The 16,578-nt window shown below is 70.3% G+C and carries 14 protein-coding genes; 4 read left to right on the top strand and 10 right to left on the bottom strand.

The genetic code is table 11. The annotated features are described in order from the left end of the window. Positions 1-128 precede the first annotated feature (128 nt). The gene (locus C503_RS0115015; RefSeq protein ID WP_018683038.1) at positions 129-1,679 is read left to right on the top strand and encodes a pentapeptide repeat-containing protein; all 1,551 of its coding nucleotides are present in this window, start codon (positions 129-131) and stop codon (positions 1,677-1,679) included. Positions 1,680-1,746: 67 nt separating this feature from the next. Here C503_RS0115015 and C503_RS0115010 read toward each other — a convergent pair whose 3' ends face one another. The 5 genes from C503_RS0115010 to C503_RS0114990 all read right to left on the bottom strand — a co-directional run bounded on the left by C503_RS0115010 (position 1,747) and on the right by C503_RS0114990 (position 7,654). Further along, positions 1,747-2,769 (bottom strand): DUF6236 family protein, encoded by a 1,023-nt coding sequence (locus tag C503_RS0115010; RefSeq protein WP_156893234.1) that lies wholly within the window; start codon positions 2,767-2,769, stop codon positions 1,747-1,749. A 149-nt stretch (positions 2,770-2,918) separates the two neighbouring features. Continuing rightward, complete coding sequence (locus C503_RS43310) at positions 2,919-4,721, bottom strand: trypsin-like serine peptidase (protein ID WP_018683036.1); 1,803 nt, start codon at positions 4,719-4,721, stop codon at positions 2,919-2,921. Between the two features lie 132 nt (positions 4,722-4,853). Next, the gene (locus C503_RS39435; RefSeq protein ID WP_051114835.1) at positions 4,854-5,561 is read right to left on the bottom strand and encodes a DedA family protein; all 708 of its coding nucleotides are present in this window, start codon (positions 5,559-5,561) and stop codon (positions 4,854-4,856) included. Positions 5,562-5,729: 168 nt separating this feature from the next. Further along, the gene (lipA, locus tag C503_RS0114995; protein WP_018683034.1) at positions 5,730-6,731 is read right to left on the bottom strand and encodes a lipoyl synthase; all 1,002 of its coding nucleotides are present in this window, start codon (positions 6,729-6,731) and stop codon (positions 5,730-5,732) included. Positions 6,732-6,748: 17 nt separating this feature from the next. Further along, positions 6,749-7,654: an oxidoreductase gene (locus C503_RS0114990; protein WP_018683033.1), complete on the bottom strand. Its 906-nt coding sequence runs from the start codon at positions 7,652-7,654 to the stop codon at positions 6,749-6,751. A gap of 64 nt (positions 7,655-7,718) precedes the next feature. Here C503_RS0114990 and C503_RS0114985 point away from each other — a divergent pair, with 64 nt between their 5' ends. Continuing rightward, complete coding sequence (locus C503_RS0114985) at positions 7,719-8,792, top strand: hypothetical protein (protein ID WP_156893233.1); 1,074 nt, start codon at positions 7,719-7,721, stop codon at positions 8,790-8,792. A gap of 159 nt (positions 8,793-8,951) precedes the next feature. Next, positions 8,952-10,001 carry a hypothetical protein gene (locus tag C503_RS0114980; protein WP_018683031.1) on the top strand — a complete coding sequence of 350 codons (1,050 nt, stop codon included), beginning with the start codon at positions 8,952-8,954 and terminating at the stop codon, positions 9,999-10,001. A 447-nt stretch (positions 10,002-10,448) separates the two neighbouring features. On the opposite strand, the gene lipB is transcribed toward C503_RS0114980, so the two are convergent. The 5 genes from lipB to lpdA form a co-directional block, all read right to left on the bottom strand. Further along, entirely contained in the window at positions 10,449-11,195 is a 747-nt protein-coding gene (lipB, locus tag C503_RS0114975) for a lipoyl(octanoyl) transferase LipB (RefSeq protein ID WP_018683030.1), read from the bottom strand. 10 nt (positions 11,196-11,205) lie between these two features. After that, positions 11,206-11,829, bottom strand: a complete 624-nt coding sequence (locus tag C503_RS0114970; RefSeq protein ID WP_018683029.1) for a phosphatase PAP2 family protein — start codon at positions 11,827-11,829, stop codon at positions 11,206-11,208. After that, on the bottom strand, positions 11,826-12,704 hold the full coding sequence (locus tag C503_RS0114965) for a TIGR01777 family oxidoreductase (RefSeq protein ID WP_018683028.1): 879 nt from the start codon (positions 12,702-12,704) through the stop codon (positions 11,826-11,828). Before C503_RS0114965 ends, C503_RS0114970 begins: the two co-directional genes overlap by 4 nt. A gap of 108 nt (positions 12,705-12,812) precedes the next feature. Beyond that, a complete protein-coding gene (gene sucB, locus C503_RS0114960; RefSeq protein ID WP_018683027.1) occupies positions 12,813-14,531 on the bottom strand; it encodes a 2-oxoglutarate dehydrogenase, E2 component, dihydrolipoamide succinyltransferase in 1,719 nt (572 codons plus the stop codon). A 79-nt stretch (positions 14,532-14,610) separates the two neighbouring features. Then, on the bottom strand, positions 14,611-15,981 hold the full coding sequence (gene lpdA, locus C503_RS0114955) for a dihydrolipoyl dehydrogenase (RefSeq protein ID WP_018683026.1): 1,371 nt from the start codon (positions 15,979-15,981) through the stop codon (positions 14,611-14,613). Positions 15,982-16,187: 206 nt separating this feature from the next. On the opposite strand from lpdA, the gene C503_RS0114950 reads away from it, so the two are divergent. Further along, positions 16,188-16,532 (top strand): hypothetical protein, encoded by a 345-nt coding sequence (locus C503_RS0114950; RefSeq protein WP_018683025.1) that lies wholly within the window; start codon positions 16,188-16,190, stop codon positions 16,530-16,532. Positions 16,533-16,578: the final 46 nt, after the last annotated feature.

The following is a 16,578-nucleotide window of genomic DNA, read 5'->3' as shown; positions in this document are numbered from 1 at the left end:
TGCCGGACGCGCATCGTCGCAGCGTGCTAGCGAGTGGTCGATGGGACTGCTTGCGGGGAGTCCGTGTCGATGCCGATCTCCTCGGTCAGGTTCTTTCTCGGCTGCCTTCTGACAAACGGGGCCGCCGCATGCTCAGCAACCTGGACGTCACGGCCGCGGTGTTCACAGAGGACGCCGACTTTTCGAAGGTCGACTTCGGTGGCATGCGGGCAACCTTTGCCGATGCCGTGTTTGCAGGGCAGGCCATTTTTCGCGAGGCCTCCTTCGAGGTGGATGCCAACTTTGGTACTACGACATTCAAGCGTGGTGCGATATTCACGAAAACGACCTTCGCTGATCGGGCCTTCTTTAAAGGCGCCGCGTTTGGCGGAGCAGGCTTCGAGCTGGCAACGTTTCGCGGTCCGGCCGTCTTTAATGGGGCAAAGTTCGAGAAGAGTGTCACATTTCATAATGCGTCGTTCGAGGAATCATGCTATTTGCTCTGCGAGGTGGGCGCGAGTGTTTCGTTGACGCAGTGCCGGTTCGCCAAAGGTCTTGAGATGGGATACACGATCGTCGGAGAAGTGTTCGACCTCTCGGATAGCCACTTCCTTGAGCCGTCGACCTGGGCGAGTCTCTTGGCTGCGCGCCAAGTCAACCTGTCCGGTGCCGTCTTCGACGGGCCGCTCGAAGCCGATATCGTCACCCATGAGCTCGTCTCCAAGAAGACGAACTGGCGCGCTGGTGTACGTCTCCGGCTGGCAGGCGCGGATGCTGATCTCAGCGGAGCGATATTCGGCGAACCTAGCACGCTGGCCTGCCGGTCCGACTGGATTGAGCCAATCCCGTTCTCGGAGGCAAATAGGAAGCTGAGTAGGCGCATCCCGAGGTTGACATCACTAATCGGGGCCAACGTCGACAAGCTGACCATCGCCGACGTCTCGATCGCCGCATGCCGTCTGATCGAAGCTCATAACCTGGACAAGCTTCGCCTCGAAGGCGCCGATCTTCTCGCGCGTACCCCGGCGAACTGGCGATGGACGAGTCGGCTCACCGTCGCCGAAGAGCACCATTGGCGGGCCCGGCACCACGAGGGAAAGCGGCAGCGGGACTGGTACGGCCCAGCAACGCAGCCGCACGCCTGGGCGGACACCGATGTCGGGAACCCGCATCCAGCGCAGTCGCCTGCGCGCATCGCCGAGACCTATCGTGGTCTCCGGAAGTCGCGAGAGGATGCCAAGGACGAGCCGGGTGCGGCTGATTTCTACTACGGCGAGATGGAGATGCGCCGGGCGGGATTCAAGGCACTGCTGCGCGGGGATGTGGCTGCGGCCTCACCACGGCAGACACGTCGCTCGGCCCGCGTCGAGTATGCGCTGCTGACTGCCTACTGGTTCGTCTCCGGCTACGGTCTGCGGGCGTGGCGGGCGCTGGCGCTGTTCGGTCTCCTAGTGCTGCTCACCTCGGTGTACTTCGCCCTTTGGGGAATCCCACCAAACACGCCCGTGGCGGGGTTGTCATTCCCGGGTCGTTGGTCGCATGGCCTGCTCATGTCGCTGGAGTCCGCCACCTCACTCATCAGGGCACCGGGCAAACCGGTTACCACAGCAGGAGAGTGGGTGGTTTTACTGTTGTGCTACCTCGGGCCGATCCTGTTGGCTCTGGCTGCGCTGGCAGTACGGGCGCGGGTGAAGCGGTAAAGCTCCACGATCGTTCCCGACTCTGCTCGGCGCAGGAGTCGGTTGACCGTGTGCCACGACTGCTGCCTCAGGCGGGGGAGTTCCCGATTTCCTTGTCGAGGCGGTGCAGGTATGAGACGTCGATTGGGTCGCGTTCGTATCGGTGCCCTGGAGTTGTGCCGAGGTTGACGGCGGCGCCCCCGATGATTCCGGTCAGCCAGCCCAGGTCGGGGGAGATCTTGGAGCCGAGGTAGCCGACGCCGATGGCGATCGAGGTGTAGAGGGAGCGTTTGATCCAGCTTATTCGGGATGCCTTGCCCGCTGCCGTCATGTCGTCTCTGGCGTGGCGGACTTCGGTGTGTAGGCGGCGGATGGTGTTGCCGTGGTCGGGGTGGAAGGATCGTAGTGATTCGATGAACTTGTCCACCGTCGCGACGAGCCTTTGCCGCTCATTGTCGTATTTGACGCGGAACTCCCACACCTGATCCAGAGGCGTTCCGGGTGCGGGGACGGGGAGGCTGTCTCCCAGTTCGATGATCCAGAAGTGATTGGCCGAGTGGAATTCGGGCCAGTGGTCGTGTTCGCCGATGGCGAGGTCGTGCGCGGACTGGCGGTCCGTGTGCGGTCTCAGATCCGGTCGCGCTCGCACCACGGTGTCGACCAGCGCCGAGATCACCATCATTTGTACTGTAGGTGATACGGCCAGCACTTCGTCGCGCCCTCCGGGGCGGCGCGCCAGGCCTGCGTCGACCAAGGCACTCTCGATGGCGGAGCCGAGCTTTCCATGGAGAATCACAGACCAATAAGGCAGGTCGACGTTTTCTGGTACGAGAAGATCGTCCGCGGGCAGGTCCAGTATTTTGTCGAGTACTCCCGACCATCCTTGATCCATGCGATCCAGATCGAACTCGTCGCCATCCTTCAGCAAGGAGATCGGCTCGTAGAACCCGTCCGCGAACGCGTTGGGGCCGAAGCCATGGCGTATACGGCTTTCCAGATGCGGATCCATCGAGACCGGTCGGATCGTTGCCAGGTGGTCGCAGTACAACATGGCGCGGTACGCGACAGGCTCCGGGACATTGATGAACGGGTAATACAGCATTCCGGCCATGCAAGCCCCTTTCGATCCATGCCCCATGGTGCACTGGTCAGAGGGGTGCAAGGGTACCGGGCTCGCGGTGATATCGGCGGCGATGCCGGGCGTCATCGTGCTGGTGGGCGTGGGCCTGCCCGGATTGCCGGGCAGGCCCACGTGTTCTGTCAGGGGGCGTTGTAGCCGAGGGTGTACTGGCCGCTGCCGGTGGTGGCCTTGATCTGGTAGCGGTAGTAGCCCGCGGCGCCGTTGTAGGACAGGGTGGTCGTGCCCTGGGCGACGGTGGGCCAGCCGGAGCCGTTCCACTTCTGCAGGGCCAGGGCGAATGTCGCGCCCGCCGGGGGAGTCAGGCATGCCTGGTGCTGGCCGGAGGTCGTGGTCTGGAAGAACGACCCGTCCGGCTGGATGGCGGTGCCGCCCGCGGACAGGGTGCCCGTCTTGGTGACCTTCATGTTCGGGCAGGACGGGGTGGTGCCCTGCACGGTGAGGACGTAGGTCGCCGACGAGGTGGTGGTGCCGGTCGCCGTCACGGTCAGCTGGTAGGTGCCCGGTGGTGTGGTGGCCGATGTGGACAGGGTGAGGGTCGAGCTCTGTCCGGCCTGGACGGTCGACGGCGAGAAGGTCGCCGTGGTCCCGGTGGGCGCGCCGGTGGCGCTGAGGGCGTACTGCCCGCTGCCGGACGGGGTCTGCACGGTGGCGGTCAACGTGGTGCCGGGTGTGGTGCTGCCCGAGGACGGTTGCACGGAGATCTCGCCCGGTGGCACGGTGGGGCCGGAGTTGTTGTCGATGTCGCCGCGGATCTCGTTGTACACCAGGGTGATCCGGGTGCCCCAGTTCGGGCAGCCGCCCAGGTGGTGCAGGGCGATCACCTTGTGCGAGGAGCCCGCGAGGACCGGGGAGCCGGAGTTGCCGCCGGAGGAGTCGCAGCGGTAGCCGGTGTTCACGCCGGAGGACACGACGTCGATCTTGCAGACGGCGCCGCCCTCGGTGTCCTCGTAGATGGACATCCGCTTGGGCTTGATGTCGCCGTGGCCCGCGATGTAGATCCGCTCGTTCGCGGTGGGTTCGCGCACGTCCAGGTAGAGAGTCCCGTACTGGCGGATGCTCTCGAAGTTGGTGACGCTGAACAGCGTGTAGTCCAACTGCTGCAACGTGCTGGACCGGATCAGGTCCTGGCCGCTGACCTTGGTTCCCGTGCGCGGGTTGTTCCCACCGCACGTGGCGCACTGGTAGTCGAACTGGAACTCGCTGGACTTCAGCTCGGCAGCGCTACCGATGCAGTGGAAGTTGGTCAGCATCCGGTTGGTGTTGCCGACCCGCCACGCGGTGCAGGAGCCGATGCCGTCGACCAGCTGCCGTGCGACGGCGTTCGAGCGCGCGTACTCGGTGGGGTGGCTGGTCTGGTAACAGACCACGTCCCGGCGGGCGTCGTTGCCGCACACGCTCATCGTGGTCGGGTTGTTCGCGGCGAACTCGGTGTCGCCGTAGCCGCGGTCGTAGCGGGTCACCCGGGTGCCGAAGCCCTGCCGGGTCAGCCGGTCGCCGTCGCGCGGGCCGGTGGCGTGCAGGGTGACCACCGCGGTGTCACCGTCGACCGACATCGCCGCGAAGCCCGGCACGCCGTGTTCGGTGGACGGCGAGCTCTTCGCGCGGTCGGCGTAGTAGGTGTAGTTCTCGCGGCCGTCCGGGGACGAGACGGTCACGTAGTCGTCGCCGACGAGTTTCAACGGCGCGAAATGCACTTTCACATAAGTGGCGCCCGGGACTTTGATCTCGGACCGCCACACATTACCAGTATTCCCATAGCGAATCGCGGTGTCCGCGGTGACCGCGGCGCCCGAATGCAGCACCCCGGCGCCGGGTGCGGCCGGGATCGGTGCGGGTTTTCCCAGCTCGGCGGCACCGACCTGGGAACCGGGCGCCAGCACGGCCGCGACCAGCACGGCGACCGGAACCAGACGTTTGAGCATCGTCGCTCCCGAAAGGCAGGGTATCCATTCGGTAAAAAGACTGCCCTGTGCCGAACACGCCTGGGGTATCTCAGATCCCCATAACACAATTCCCGACTACCGCCGGTTCGCCGCGTTCGGCTTTCGGTGGGGTCAGCGGACGGGTTCGAGGTCTGGGTCGTCGTCGGCCGCCGGGTGGGTGGGTGGTGGTTGAGGCACTGCGTCGGGAGTGGGCGGTTGGGGCGCCGCGCGGTTCTTCCTGCGCCTCTTCAGCAGGTGGATGGTCACGACCGTCACCACGACCGCGCCCAGGAGGATCAACGCGCCGCCGCTGAGGTAGTCCTCCAGGCGGTGGGCGGCCTCGCCGAGGGCGGCGCCGATGCCGATGTGGACGGCCGACCAGCACGCCGCGCCCGCGACCACGGCGGGGAGGAACTTGCGGTAGGGCAGTTCCGAGGTGCCCGCGGCGGCGGGGGTCAGGGTGCGGACGACCGGCATGAAGCGGGCGAAGAAAACTGCCCAGGCGCCGCGGCGGCGGAGGATGTCGGTGGCCTTGTCCCAGCCGTCGACGCCGTACTTCCGGATCAGTCTGGTCTCGCGGAGGCGGACGCCGTAGCGGCGGCCGATGAGGTAGCCGATGGAGTCGCCGATGCCCGCGCAGACGGTGACGACCGCCCACAGGAGCAGGAAGCGGGGGACCGAGTCCACCGTGGTGGCGGCGATGAGCAGGCCGCCCTCGCCGGGGGCGATGAAGCCCAGGCCGATGGTGCACTCGGCGAGCACCAGGCCGCCGGTGGCGGCCACCAGGGCGGGCTGGGGTAATGCCTGCAACCACTCCAGGACGTCGGAAAGCAAGGCCACGACCGGATCCCCCTCGATCAAGAGCGGCACCGGGCCGTCCGGTGCCGTCCTCGCGCGCGGCTCCCCGGTGCGCGCGAGACAGGGAGATCCTGACATATCGGGCATAGCTCGCGTATCGGCCTGTGCTCCGATATCGGGGTCAGACCACGGGGGTAATCCCCCTAGGGGTCAGCGCCGGAGCAGGGCGGTGATCTCCTGGCTGGACTCGCCCGCCTCGGCCAGGTGGCGCAGGTTCTCCGGCACCTGCTGCCCGCGGTGCTCCACGGCCTGCGTGTACAGCCGTCCGGCGCGGTAGGACGAGCGCACCAGCGGGCCCGCCATGACGCCCGCGAACCCGATCCGTTCGGCGGTCTCCTTGTGCTGGAGGAACTCCTCCGGCTTCACCCACCGGTCGACGGGGTGGTGGCGGGGGCTGGGGCGCAGGTACTGGGTGATGGTGATGATGTCGCAGCCCGCGTCGTGCAGGTCCCGCAGCGCGGCGGTGACCTCGTCTGCGGTCTCGCCCATGCCCAGGATCAGGTTCGACTTGGTGACCAGCCCGTCCGCCCGCGCCGCGGTGAGCACGGCCAGCGAGCGCTCGTAGCGGAACGCCGGGCGGATGCGCTTGAAGATCCGCGGTACCGTCTCCAGGTTGTGCGCGAGCACCTGCGGGCGCGAGCCGAACACCTCGGCCAGCTGGTCCGGCTCGGCGTTGAAGTCCGGGATGAGCAGCTCGACGCCGGTGCCCGGGTTGATCGCGTGGATCTGGCGCACGGTCTCCGCGTACAGCCACGCGCCGCCGTCGGGCAGGTCGTCGCGGGCGACGCCGGTGATCGTGGAGTAGCGCAGGCCCATCGCCTGGACGGACTCGGCGACCCGGCGCGGCTCGTCGCGGTCGAGGTCGGCGGGGCGGCCGGTGTCGATCTGGCAGAAGTCGCAGCGGCGGGTGCACTGCTCGCCGCCGATCAGGAAGGTGGCCTCGCGGTCTTCCCAGCACTCGAAGATGTTGGGACAGCCCGCCTCTTCGCACACCGTGTGCAGGCCCTCGCGCTTGACGAGGCCCTTCAGCTCGCGGTACTCCGGGCCCATCCTGGCCCGGGTCTTGATCCACGACGGCTTCTTCTCGATCGGGGTCTGGCTGTTGCGCACTTCCAGGCGCAGCATCTTCCGACCCTCCGGCGCGACTGTCACCCCGTCAGGCTACGCCTTTACGCCGGATCCGGAGAAACGCCGGTCAGCTCGGCTGTCCGCGCCCACAATGTCCGGCCAAGAGCCGGGTCGACGGCCGCTCTGCTCGGTTGAGCGCGCCCCGGACCGCCGAATGCCTCGCCCGGACCGGTCGGTCCGAAGTACTCGCCGCCGACCACGTCCGGGGCCGTCGCGGCGTACAGCTGGGGCAGCGCGCCCCGCGCCGCGGACTGTCCGACCAGGCGGTATCCCGCCCGGAGCGTCGCCGCCACCGCACGGCCCGTCCCACCGCCGACGTGCAGCAGCGCGGTGTTGCCCGCCAGCTCGGTGGCGGTGATCCCGGGGTGCGCGGCGACGCTGACCAGGTCGAGCCCGGCCGCCGCCGCCCGCCGGTCCAGCTCCATCGCGAACACCAGGTTGGCCAGTTTGGACTGTGCGTAACCGGAGCGGGCCTGCTCGGTGAGGTCGAGCCTGCCACCGCGGTGGGCGACGCTGGACACGGTGACCACGCGCGCGCCCGGCACGGCGCGCAACGCGGGCATGAGCAGCCAGGTCAGCGCCGCGTGGCCCAGGTGGTTGGTGCCGAACCGCAGGTCGAAGCCGTCCACCGTGGTCCGGCCCGCGCCGCCGAGCACCCCGGCGTTGTTGATCAGCACGTGCAGCCGGTCGCCGGTGCGTTCGCGGACCTCGGCGGCGGCCGCGCGCACCGACGACAGGTCGGCGAGGTCGAGGTCCAGCAGCTCGGCGGGCCCGTCGATGGTCGCCAGCGCCGCCCGGCCCCGCTCCCGCGACCGGCACGCCATCAGCACGTGCGCGCCGCGCGAGCTGAGCACCCGGGCGGTGCGCAGGCCCAGCCCGGAGTTGGCGCCGGTGACCAGCACTGTCCTGCCGTCCTGGGGTGGGATGTCGGACTCGGACCACCGCATTCGTCCTCCCTTCAGCAACCCGTTACCCGAGGGTAAGCACGGTTCGCTGAGGTGGCGCTCAGCCGTGTACTGGGGGTTTGCCATGCTGTCCGCCGATGTCGTCGTGTCCGCGCCCGCGCTCGATCGGCCGGTGCTGACCGACAAGGTCACCGCGTCCCTGCTCCGCGCGTTCCCGAACGCGGCGCGGGCCGCGACGGTGCACCTGGGTCTCGCGGTGTTCTGGGCCTGCCTGGTCGTGGTCGATCTGGTCTTCGCCCCCGCGCCGACCGTGTGGGCCGTCGCCTGGTGCTGTCTGTTCGGTCTATACCGGTTGCTGAGCGCGGTCACCTTGTGGCGGATGCACGCGACCATGGCGGCCATGCCCGCCCTGCTGGCCACGACTCCATGGCGGCCGGTGCGGCTGCGGCTGCTCAAGTCCCGGAGCCTGGAGGTGTCGGACGGCGACCAGGTCTTCGTGGTGCGCGCGATGGGCCTGCTCTCGCTGTACCGGGGTGTGCTGCGCCGAACCGGGACGGGCTGGATCGCGGGGCCGGACCAGCGGACCGGGGTCGCCGCGGTGCGAGTCGAGGGCTCCTACCTCCCGTTCCCCGCCCGCCGGTCGACGCGGCGGCCGGATCCGCTGCCGGAACGCCGGTTCGAGACCCGCGACCCCACGACGCGGCTCGCGGTGAAGCAGCGCCGAAGCCTCCTGGCCCTGGTGGTCGTGGCGCTCACCCCGATGCTCGGGTACGTCATCGCGACCGACCTGTTCCCGCGGTTGCCCCGGCAGATGTTCCTCGTCGGAGTGGCGGGCGTGCTGCTCTACGGGCTGCTCCAGGTGCGCAAGTGCGTACGCCTGCTCGCCCTCTGGCGGCTGCCCTCGATGCTGCGCACGGGCCGGTGGGTCAAGGTGGAGGCGGCGGTCACGTCCTCGGGGACGCCCCGGCCCAGGGCGCGGGTGCGCTACCCGGACGGCACGACGGCGGTCCTGGACATGTGGTACCCGGGCGTCGACCTCGTCGCCACCATGGCGGAGACCAAGAACGCCTGGGTCATCGGCACGCCCCGCGCGGGCGGCCGGATCGCGGTCGGCTTCCCCGGCTACCCCATGGTCACCCTGGCCCGGGTCGTCGGCCCGGACTGGCCCGACCCGGCCTGACAATCGCTGTGGGTGCGGGGCGAGGTGCGGTCCGGCGGGCGGGTCGGGGTCGGCTTCCCGGGGGTACGCGTCGGCGACCGTGGCTCGCGTCGCCTGACGGCCGCCACACCCCCGGACGATCATCATCCCGCTCCGGGAGTCTCGATCTGGGGGTGTGTCATGGCGTCCGCCGAAGTGGTCCTGCCGGTGCCCGCGTTGGACCGGCCGGTGCTGGCCGACGAGTTCACCGCGTCCGGCTACCGGTTGCGTCCGGGTACGTGGTGGGGGCTGCGGCCGCTGGCGGTGGGGATCGTGTGCGGCGCCCTGCTGTTCTACGTCGCGGACGCGATCGGACCGTTCAGCATCCTGTTGGCCGGGGTGACCGCCCTGTACACGGCGACCGGGATCAAGTGGCTGCGGTCGTCCGGAGCCGAGCGCAGGGCGACCACCGAGCTGCTGAGCACCACCGCGTGGCGGCCCGCGCGCGTCGAGGTGCTCAGCACGCGCAAACGGCGTTGCGTCGTGGAAGTGGTGACCGAGGAACAGACCTTCTGCCTGGCGCTGGTCATGTATCCGGCGCACCGCGCGGTGCTGCGCAGAAGTGGGCGGGCCTGGGTGGTCGGACCGGACTGCAAGGGGATCGCGGCGGTGCGGATCGAGGGGTCGTTCGAGGCGTGGCCCGCGCGGCTGGTGGCGGGCAGGCCGGAGCCGATGCCGGTGTCCGCGCGCGAGACGGCCGACCCGACGGTGCAGTGGGCGGGGATCGTCCGCCAGGGGATCGTCCGCCTGGTGATCCCGCTGCTCGCGCCGCTTGTCGCGTTCGGACTGGTTCTCGACCGGCTCGGGCACGTGGACCTGCCGCTGGACCTGGTGGGCGCGGCGGCAGCCCTCGTCGTCGGCGCGGCGATGCTCTGGCCGCACCGCCGACTCCCGGCCCAGTGGCGACTGCGCGGCCTGCTCGACGTGGGCGAGTGGACACGCGCGACGGCCACCGTCGACCGGTGCACGCCGAACCGGGTCGGGGTGCGCGACGCGGTGGTCACGGCCCGGCTTCCGGAAGGCGGCACGGTCACCCTGGCGCTGGCCCAGGTGGGGATGGACCTGCCCAACACGGTCACCGCCACCGGCGCCCTGTGGATCAAGGGCGCGCCCCGGCCGGGCGGGCGGGTCGCCGTGGGCTTCCCCGGCTACCCGATGGTCACCGTCGCCCGCGTCCTCGGCCCGGCCTGACGTCCCGGCTTCGGCGATGTTCGCCACACCCCGGGCCGGATCCGGGCGGATCCCACGGCTCCCGGCCGTCGAGCCGACTGGCCTGTGTGGACGGTGATGCCCTGGTCGGTTTGCCTCGTTGATCCCGATCTATCGTGATCGGTGGGACGCTACCGCCGATCCACGGCGACTGCCGGGTCTCCTCCGTGCGAGCGAATGGACCCGGTACGAGCGCGGTTGGAGCATGGGCCGCCACCTCGGGCGGCGCGGCCGACGCTGCTGTCCACTTGCGACTGTCCACTGACGCGGTCGAGCGGACCGCCGTGCCTGCCTCCACCCCGGTGGACGTGCTCGGGACGGTCTGGGAGTCGGGGGAGCTGTGGTTCGCGGGCGCGCCGGAACCCCACAGAACCCTTGCCGTGGGTTTCCCCGGCTACCCGCTGCCCACCGTCGGGCGGTGCGGAGCCCTCAACCCGCCGCGGGGCTCAGCGCGAACGTGACGCCCGGCAGGGACGGTTCCGGCCGGGGCAGCCATCGGTCGGTGACCGGCAGCGCACCCTCCAGCGCGGCGAGCACGGCGTCCCGGGCGATCGGCAGCACCTCCGCCACCGTCACCTGCCTGCCCAGCTCCGCCGTCAGCGAGGTGACCCCCGCGTCCCGGATGCCGCACGGGATGATCCGGTCGAACGCGCCGAGGTCGGCGTCGCAGTTGATCTCGAAGCCGTGCATGGTGACCCCGCGCTGCACCCGGATGCCGAGTGCGGCGATCTTGCGTTCCGGCCGGTCGCCGTCGGCGGGCAGCCAGACGCCGCTGCGGCCCTCGACGCGGCCGGTTGGCAGGCCGAGCCGGTCGCACACCTCGATCATCGCCTGCTCCACCCGGCGCACGTACTGGACGACGTCGACCGGGTCGGCCAGCTTGACGATCGGGTAGCCGACCAGCTGTCCGGGGCCGTGCCAGGTGATCTTGCCGCCGCGGTCGACGGGGATGACCGGGGTGCCGTCGTCCGGGTGCTCCTCGGGCAGCGTGCGCTTGCCCGCCGTGTAGACCGAGGGGTGTTCCAGCAGCAGCAGCGTGTCGCCGCCGGTGCCGTCGGCGCGGGCCTCGGCCAGTTCCCGTTGCAGGTCCCAGGCCTCCAGATAGTCGATCGTGCCGACCTCGCGCACGGTCACCGGGTCGGTGGTCGCGCGGCAGGAGATGTCCGGAGTGCTCACCCGACCGACCCTACGCCGCTGTGGCCGCCACCGGTGCGCGGGCGGGGAGCAGCCGCAGCGGGGGAGCGACCAACAACCCGACGCCGACCACCCCCAACGCGCCGCCGAACACGTCCGTCAGCCAGTGCACGTCCAGCAGCATGCGGCACAAGGCGATCACCACGACAGCCGCGACCGCGATGGCCACAACCAGCCGCAGATACCGCCGCGCCAGCCACGCGCACAACACGACCCCGGTGAAGGCCACCGAGGCGACCGACACCACGTGTCCACTGGGGAAGCTGAAGTCCGGGTAGTCGCGCGGGCGCTGCCGGTCGAACAACGGCTTCACCAACGACACCGCCCGACAGGCCGCCAACAACAACACGCACCGCAGCAGCAGGCTCATCAACCCCGGTCTGCCGCGCATCAGAAGCGCCACCACGACCAACGCCAACGCGGCCACACCGGGCAGTACGGGACCGAGCACGTAGCTGATGCCGTTCGCCACCTGTCCCGTGGTGTCCTGCCAGTCCGCGCCCAGGTGCCGGGCCACGAACTCGTCGACCGCGGGCGGCGTGTGCCCGGACACCGCGGCGCCGAGCAGGAAGAACGCGCCCAGCAACAGCAGGCCGACCGCCATCAGCCGGGTCATCGCGCCTCGGTGGCCGCCAACGCCTCCGCCACGGTCCGGTACCGGAAGGTGAAACCCTTGTCCCGCAACACCTCCGGCAGCACGTGCTGGCTGCGGGTGATCTCGTCGGCCAGGTCCCCGGTGACCGCCCGCAGCGCGAACGTGGGCACCGAGAACACCGCGGGCCGGTGCTTGACCCGGCCCAGCGCGCGGGTGAACTCGGCGTTGGTGGCCGGGGTCGGTCCGGCCAGGTTGACCGGGCCGGAGATGTCGTTGCGCAGCAGGAACTCCAGCGCGGCCACCTCGTCGTCCAGGTGGATCCACGGCATGAACTGGCTGCCGTCACCGAGCCTGCCGCCCAGCCCCAGCGCGAACAACGGCCGCAACGGGCCGAGCAGACCGCCCCGGCTCGACAGCACCTGCGCGGTCCTGGCCAGCACCACCCGGGCGCCCGCCGCGGCCTCGGTCGCCGCCTCCCAGCGGACGCACATGTCGGCCAGGAAACCCTCGCCCGCGGCCGCGCGCTCGTCGGCCGGGGCGGGCCCGGTGTCGCCGTAGTAGCCGACCGCGGACCCGTTCACCAGTACCGGCACGCCGTGCTCGGCGACCGCGGCGGCCAGCACCTCGGTCGGCTCGACCCGGCTGTCCAGCAGCACCTGCTTGCGGGCCTGGCTCCAGCGCCGGTCGGCGATCCCGGCCCCGCACAGGTTCACCACCGCGTCCGCGCCCGCCACCGCGCCGTCGTCGATCCGGCCCGCGGGCGGGTCCCAGCGGCGCTCGTCCGGGGCCTGGGCGGGCCCGCGCACCAGCCGCAGCACCTCGTCCCCGGCCCGGCGCAGGGCGGCCACGAGGGCGGTTCCGATGAGACCGGACGACCCGGCGACGACGACACGCATGCGCCGATCGTCCCGAACATCACCGGTGCCCGCACATCCGGGTGCCGAACGCCGGAAGAGCCGCCCCCCGCGCGGGGAACGGCCCTTCCGGTGTGACTGGCTATCGCACTACAGCCCGAGGTCGCCCTCGAACGCGCCCTCCTCCAGGCGGTTCTTCACCGCGCTGAGGAAACGGCCCGCGTCCGCGCCGTCGACCAGGCGGTGGTCGTAGGTCAGCGCCAGGTAGACCATGGAGCGGATGGCGATGGTGTCGTCGCCGTTGACGTCGGTCACCACCACCGGGCGCTTGACGACCAGGCCGACCCCGAGGATCGCCACCTGCGGCAGCTGGATGATCGGGGTGTCGAACAGCGCGCCCTGGCTGCCCAGGTTGGTCAGGTTGAACGTGGCGCCGAACAGCTCGTCCGGGGTGACCTTGTTCGCCCTGGTGCGCTCGGCCAGGTCGCCGATCTTGTGCGCCAGGCCGGAGATGCTCAGGTCGCCCGCGTCCCGGATGGCCGGGGTGAGCAGGCCGCGCTCGGTGTCCACGGCGATACCCAGGTGCTCGGCGGCGTGGTAGGTGACCTCGTTGGTCTCGTCGTCGATCGAGGCGTTCAGCTTGGGGTGCTGCTTGAGCGCCTCGACGGTGGCCTTGGCGAAGAACGGCAGGAACGTCAGCTTGACGCCCTCGCGCTGCTCGAACGCGGACTTGGACTTGGCCCGCAGCTTGGCGATCCGGGTGACGTCGACCTCGACGACCTGGGTCAGCTGGGCGGCGGTCTGCAGCGACTCGACCATGCGCCGGGAGACCGTCTGGCGCAGGCGGGTCATCTTCTGCGTGGTGCCGCGCAGCGTGGTGTCCGAAGAGGGTGTGGACGGCGCGGGCGACGCGCTCCTGGCCGGGGCGGGTGCCGGGGCCTTCTTGGCCTCGGCGGCGGCCAGCACGTCCTGCTTGCGGATGCGGCCGCCGACGCCGGTGCCGCGCAGCGACGCCAGGTCGACGCCGTGCTCGTTGGCCAGCTTGCGCACCAGCGGGGTCACGTACGGGGCGCCGCCGTCGGCACTCGGCTGCGACCGCTCCTGCTGCACCGGCGCGGGCGCGGCCTTGGGCGCCTCGCGCACCGGCTCCGGGGCGGGCGCGGGCTTCGGGGCCTCCTGCTTGGGCGCTTCCTGCTTGGGCGCAGCCTGCTGGGGCACAGCCTGCTGGGGCGCGGGTGCCTGCGGGGCGGCCGGGGCGGGCGCGCTGCCCGCCGCGCCGATCACCGCGAGCCTGCCGCCGACCTCGACGGTGACGTCCTCGCCCGCGCTGATCTCCAGCAGGGTGCCCGCCACCGGCGACGGGATCTCGGTGTCGACCTTGTCGGTGGACACCTCCAGCAGCGGCTCGTCCACCTCGACGGTGTCGCCGACCTGCTTGAGCCAGCGGGTGACGGTGCCCTCGGTGACGCTCTCGCCGAGCGCGGGCATGGTGACCTCGGTGCCCCGGGTGTTGCCGGTGGGCGCGTCCGCGGACGGCTGCGGGCCGGGCGCGGCCTCCTCGGCCTGGGCGGGCGCGGGCTCCGGTTCCGGCTCCGCCTGCGGTTCCGGTTCGGCCGCGGCCGGTGCCTCGGAGCCGTCGCCGATGATCGCGAGCTCGGCGCCGACGGCGACGGTCTCGTCCTCCTGGGCCACGATCTTCTGCAGGACACCCGCGGCCGGGGAGGGGATCTCGGTGTCGACCTTGTCGGTGGAGACCTCCAGCAAGGGCTCGTCCACCTCGACGGTGTCACCCTCCTGCTTGAGCCAGCGGGTGACGGTGCCCTCGGTCACGCTCTCACCGAGAGCGGGCATCTCAACGGAGAACGCCATGGTTGTTCAGACTCCTCGTGCTCTGCCTGGCCGGCTGGCCTGACTGACTGGCTGGTTGTGGGGTGAGCCGACCTGCCGGTCAGCCGTGCACGTGCAGGGGTTTGCCCGCCAAGGCGAGGAACGCCTCACCGAGGGACTCGTTCTGCGTCGGGTGGGCGTGGACCAGCGGGGCGACGTCCTCCGGGAACGCCTCCCAGTTGTAGATCAGCTGGGCCTCGCCGATGAGCTCGCCGACCCGGTCGCCGACCAGGGTCAGCCCGACGACCGGGCCCTCGGGCGCGCGGACCAGCTTGATGCCGCCGCTGGTCTTGAGGATCTGGCTCTTGCCGTTGCCGGACAGCGCGTAGACCAGGGTCTCCACCGCGCCGTACTTCTCCTTGGCCTGCGCCTCGGTGAGGCCGACCGAGGCCACCTCGGGCCTGCAGTAGGTGACCTTGGGGATGCCGGTCTCGTCGATGACCTTCGGGTTCAGCCCGGCGATGTCCTCGGCGATGAAGATGCCCTGCTGGAAGCCGCGGTGCGCGAGCTGCAGGCCGGGTACGAGGTCGCCGACGGCGTAGACGTTCGGGAGGTTGGTGCGCAGGCGCTCGTCGGTGAGCACGAAGCCGCGGTCCATGGTCAGGCCCGCCTCCTCGTAGCCGTGGCCCGCGCTGTTGGGGCCGCGGCCGACCGCGACCAGCAGCAGGTCGGCGTCGAAGGACTCGCCGGACTCCAGCGCGACCGTGACCCCGTTCTCGTGCTGGGTGGCGCCGGTGAAGCGGACCCCGGTCTTGAACTTGATGCCGCGCTTGCGGAACGCCCGCTCCAGCTGCTTGGAGGCCCACTCGTCCTCCAGCGGGACCAGCCGGGGCAGTGCCTCCACGATGGTCACGTCCGCGCCGAAGGAGCGCCACACGCTGGCGAACTCGACCCCGATCACGCCGCCGCCGAGGACCACGACCTTCTCCGGCACGTAGTCCAGGTTCAGTGCCTGGTCGCTGGTGATGACCCGGCCGCCGATCTCCAGGCCGGGCAGCGTGCGCGCGTACGACCCGGTGGCCAGCACCACGTGCTTGCCGGTGTACCGGGTGCCGTCGACCTCCACCGAGTTCGGCCCGACGAACGTGCCCGCGCCCTCGACCACGGTGACCTTGTTGGCCTTGAACAACCCCTGCAGGCCCTTGTAGAGGCCGCCGACCACACCGTCCTTGTAGGAGTTGACGCCGTTCATGTCGATGCCCTCAAGGGAGGTCTTGACCCCGAACTGGTCGCCCTCGCGCGCGCTGTCCGCGACCTCGGCGGCGTGCAGCAGCGCCTTGGTGGGGATGCAGCCGCGGTGCAGACAGGTCCCGCCGACCTTGTCCTTCTCCACCAGGATCACCGAGAGCCCCAGCTCGGCGGCGCGGAACGCGCAGGCGTAGCCACCGGAACCGCCTCCCAGGATCACGAGGTCAGCGGAGGTGTTGGTCACGGGATCTCCTCGACGAGCGGGTGCGGTGTTTTTCCCGGTGGCGGGCGCGGTCGCGGCCCCGCCTGCCACCACCGACATCTTGTCACTACGCGCGCCACGCCTGCGAGGTGGCCGGTGTGATCGGGACCCCCAAATGGGTTACTCACGGGTAACCCATTCGGGATCGGTCAGAATGGTGGCCCGACCCCTATCCGGAGGTGGCGTGAGTGGGCCTCTTCGACTCGCTGCGCAGGAAACCGCGACCCGGCACGCTGCGCGGGGCGACCAAGCACGACACCGGCTACCTCGACGAGTGGGCGGGTGCCCGACACGGCGTGGAGGCCTATGTCGAGCCGCGCACCAACGTGACGGACACGACCGTGGTCCTCGTCGCCCACGACGGTGAGTGGACCCGACGCCGCATCGCCGACCTGGACGCCGCGATCGCCTTCGGCCGCAAGCGCGACATCCCGGTCTACGAGGTGGCCCGCGTCGGCTACCCCAAACGCATGCGCGACTACATGGCCCGCCAAAAACTGGAACGCAGCCGTCCCGCCTCCCCGGAATCCTAGTGGTGCGACTCAGAACGTCGGCCGTGTATCGGCGGGTCCACGGCGT

The sequence above is a fragment of the Actinokineospora enzanensis DSM 44649 genome (genome assembly GCF_000374445.1).
Taxonomy (GTDB): Bacteria; Actinomycetota; Actinomycetes; order Mycobacteriales; family Pseudonocardiaceae; genus Actinokineospora; species Actinokineospora enzanensis.
This window is presented reverse-complemented; position numbering and strand designations above follow the sequence as displayed.

Excerpts from the sequence above, each read along its gene's own strand:
- C503_RS0115015 (WP_018683038.1), top strand. The coding sequence starts at position 129 with ATGCTCAGCAACCTGGACGTCACGGCCGCGGTGTTCACAGAGGACGCC.
- C503_RS0115010 (WP_156893234.1), bottom strand. The coding sequence starts at position 2,769 with ATGGCCGGAATGCTGTATTACCCGTTCATCAATGTCCCGGAGCCTGTC.
- C503_RS43310 (WP_018683036.1), bottom strand. The coding sequence starts at position 4,721 with ATGCTCAAACGTCTGGTTCCGGTCGCCGTGCTGGTCGCGGCCGTGCTG.
- C503_RS0114990 (WP_018683033.1), bottom strand. The coding sequence starts at position 7,654 with ATGCGGTGGTCCGAGTCCGACATCCCACCCCAGGACGGCAGGACAGTG.
- C503_RS0114980 (WP_018683031.1), top strand. The coding sequence starts at position 8,952 with ATGGCGTCCGCCGAAGTGGTCCTGCCGGTGCCCGCGTTGGACCGGCCG.
- C503_RS0114970 (WP_018683029.1), bottom strand. The coding sequence starts at position 11,829 with ATGACCCGGCTGATGGCGGTCGGCCTGCTGTTGCTGGGCGCGTTCTTC.
- C503_RS0114965 (WP_018683028.1), bottom strand. The coding sequence starts at position 12,704 with ATGCGTGTCGTCGTCGCCGGGTCGTCCGGTCTCATCGGAACCGCCCTC.
- sucB (WP_018683027.1), bottom strand. The coding sequence starts at position 14,531 with ATGGCGTTCTCCGTTGAGATGCCCGCTCTCGGTGAGAGCGTGACCGAG.